Here is a 3648-nt window from a genome sequence, read left to right on the forward strand (position 1 = left end):
AAGAAAAACGCGTTGGGCGTCGTGGACTCGGTCGTGGCCGAGGATATCGCCCAGTTCCCCGAGCAGAACCTGGCCGATGCGCTGCAGCGCATTCCGGGCCTGACGATCAACCGCGAATCCGGCGAAGGCCGCCAGATCCAACTGCGCGGCCTGGGTCCCGACTTCACCCAGGTGCTGCTGAACGGCATGGAGGCTCTGGGCACGACGTCGTCGGCCTACGACTCGCGTGGTTCGGTCAGCCGTTCGCGAGGCTTCGACTACAACATCTTCGCCTCGGAGCTATTCAGCCGCGTCGACGTCCACAAGAGTTATTCGGCCAATCTGGACGAAGGCGGTCTGGCCGGCACGGTGGCCCTCTACACCCCTCGCCCATTCGACTATTCGGGCCACAAGGGCGCCTTCTCGCTCCAGGCCGGCGACAACAGTCACACCTCGTCGGTGGACCGCCGCTTCGCCGGCCTGTTCAGCAACACCTGGGGTCGCTTCGGCGCGCTCGCCTCGGTAGCCTACAGCCGCCGCGATACGGCGGACACCGGTTATGACACCGTTCGCTGGCGGCAGGTGAACGCCCAGAGCGCCGACATCAGCGCCCTGCCCGCCTCGACCCAGGCCCTGATCAGCGGTAAGAGCCTGTGGTTCCCGCGCGGCGCCCGCCCGATCATCTTTAAGAACGACATCGAGCGCCTGGGCGTCACCCTGGCCCTGCAGTTCAAGGCGACCGACAATCTGACCCTGGGCCTGGACCTGCTGTACGGCCAGCTCCACAACAACCGCGACGAGCTGCACATCCAGCACGCCACCGGCACCTCGACCGGCATGGGTTGCTATAGCCTGGTCACCGGCCCGGCCACGGAAAAGAAGTGCTCGTCGGTCACAGCGCTCGAGTACGACAAGAACAACAAGGTCACCTACTACGCCCTGAAGAACACGACGGTGGTGTCGGAAAGCGCGATCGAGGACGCCGATTCCAATATCCACCAGGCAGTGTTCAACTTCGACTGGAAGCTGCGCGACGATCTGCGGCTGACCGGCCTGATCGGCCACGAGGACACGCACTTCATCGACAACAAGTCCAAGGTCTACATGATCGCCACCGGCGACATGACCCTGGACTTCCGCAACGGCTTCAGCGGCCGCAACACCTACGCATTCGACACCACCAATTCCTCGCTCTACCGCTACAGCGACCTCGACATCTGGCAGCCGGAACTGAAGAACGACTTCGACACGGCGAAGGCCGATCTGGTCTATGACTTCGCCACCGGCGGCAAGCTGTCGGGCGGGGTCTCGGCCAAGCGCTACAAGAACGAGTACAGCGTCGCGACGGCTAATTACGCCGCGGCTCTCAACGCCGGAACGCTCAGCCGCACGGTCTATTCGGACCTGACCTATGTCGACCGCAGCCATCCGGACAACGTGTGGCTCAGCACCGACATCCCCGGCGTGTTCGCCAAACTGGGCATCGCCCGCTGGCTGCCGACCGTGGCCAACAAGAACATCGTGACCGAAGAGACCAAGGCCGCCTACGCCCAATACGAGATGGCGCCGCTGGACATGCCGATGGGCTCTCTGCGCGGCAACGCCGGCCTGCGCTACTACGACACCAAGATCACCTCGGACGGCCCCGTCGGGGTCAAGCAAGTGTCGATCCAGCGTTCCTATTCCGACGTGCTGCCGACCCTGAACCTGGCGTGGGACGTCACGCCCCAGGCGATCCTGCGCTTTAGCGCCGCCAAGAACGTCTCGCGTGTCGCGCTCGGCTCGCTGAACGTCTCGGGCACGATCCAGAACGACGCCAGCAAGGGCGACCTGTCGATCTCGGCCGGCAATCCGGATCTCAAGCCCATGACCTCGACCAACCTCGAGGTGGCCGCCGAATACTACTTCAAGGGCGCGGGCTACGTGTCGCTGTCGGTGTTCAACAAGGACCTGAAGAACCTGACCGGCTCGTCGCTGGTGAACGTCCGGTTCGGCGACACCGGCTATCCGCTATCGTTCCTCGGAACGGTCGACGCCAACGGCGCCCCGCAGACCGCCGACACGATCTACAAGTTCTCCATGCCCATCAACATCAACGACGCGACGGTCACGGGCTACGAGATCGCCTTCAAGCGCGACTTCGACTTCCTGCCCGCGCCGTTCAACAACCTGGGCGCCATCGTCAACTACACGCACGTGACCGGCGACACGCTATATGAGAACGTCGCGGGCACGGGCAAGAGCCAGTACAAGCCGTTCGCCGGCCTCTCGAAACACACGGCCAACGCCACGCTGTACTACGAGACCGAGAAGTGGGGCGCTCGCGTGTCGGCCGCCTATCGCAGCAAGTACATCCTGGCGGTGCAGTCGGGGAACACCGACGAGAACGAGCGCGGCTTCCACGAGTCGCTCTTCGTGGACATGACCGCCTTCTACGCCGTCACGCCGCGCCTGAAGCTGACCCTCAACGCGCTCAACCTCACCGACGAGCCCTACGAGCAGTATTCGGACAGCACCGACCGTCTCTACAGCGCCACGACGTCGGGCCGCACGATCAGCCTGAAGGCCATCTACAACTTCTGACGCTCCTTCCGGGCGGGAGCGCTCGCTCCCGCTCGCCCAGCTTCCTCGCGAGAGACATGACGATCATGACCGACCGCAAGCGTGCGTTCCCATGCGCCGTCGCCGGCGCGCTCGCCCTTTTGACGGCACTGTCGGCGGCCCCGTCCGTGAATGCGGCCGAACTGTCCGGCCGCGCTTCAAAGGACCTTCGCCTGAACGACCTGCAATCGGTCGGCACCCACAACAGCTACAAGACCCGCATCCCGCCGGTCGAGATGGCGATGATCGCCAAGGCCTCGCCTCCGCAGGGGCGTTCGCTGGACTACTGGCATCCCACCCTTACCCGCCAGCTGGACCTGGGGATGCGCCAGATCGAACTGGACGTCGCCTATGATCCCGAGGGCGGCCGCTACGCCGATCCGGCCCTGGCCCGGATGACCAAGGACCAGCCCGGCGCCGTTCCGTTCGACGCCAGCCAGATGTCCGCGCCGGGCTTCAAGGTCCAGCACATGACCGACGTCGACGTCCGCGCCAGCTGCCCGACCTTCAAGAGCTGCCTGGAGGAAATCCGGCGCTGGTCCAAGGTCCATCCCGACCACATCCCGCTGCTGATCATGCTCAACGCCAAGGACGGCGAGGCCTATCTGCCCGGCGGCGTGAAGCCCCTGCCCTATGACGAGAAGGCTTTCGACGCGCTGGACGCCGAGATCCGCGCGGTGTTCCCCGAGGGCGAGCTGATCACCCCCGACCAGGTGCGCGGAACGCACAAGACCCTGCGCGAGGGCGCGATGGCTGGCGGTTGGCCCAAGCTGTCGCGAGCGCGCGGCAAGGTGTTCTTCGCCCTGGACGAGCACGCCCCGAAGGTGAAGCTCTATTTGCGGGGCCATACCTCGCTGGAAGGCTTGCCGATCTTCGTCAACGCGTTGGACGAGGCCGCCGACTACGCCGCCTACTTCACGCTGAACGATCCGATCGGCCAGCAAGACCGCATCCAGGCCGCGGTGCGCGCCGGTTTTGTGGTCCGGACCCGCGCCGACAGCGACACCGCCGAAGCCAGGACCAATGACACGCGCCGCCGCGAGGCGGCCTTCGCCTCGGGCGCGCAAT

Annotated in this window: 2 protein-coding genes; both read left to right on the plus strand. The window is 65.1% G+C overall.

The features are described from left to right. The coding region (locus VJ655_RS14030) for a TonB-dependent receptor (protein WP_324112071.1) at positions 1 to 2562 on the plus strand (2562 nt) is incomplete at its 5' end. A 65-nt stretch (positions 2563 to 2627) separates the two neighbouring features. Beyond that, positions 2628 to 3648: phosphatidylinositol-specific phospholipase C1-like protein (locus VJ655_RS14035; protein WP_324112073.1), on the plus strand; the 1021-nt coding region annotated here is incomplete at its 3' end.

Origin of the sequence: Caulobacter sp., assembly GCF_035254145.1 — a bacterium.
Lineage (GTDB): Bacteria > Pseudomonadota > Alphaproteobacteria > Caulobacterales > Caulobacteraceae > Caulobacter.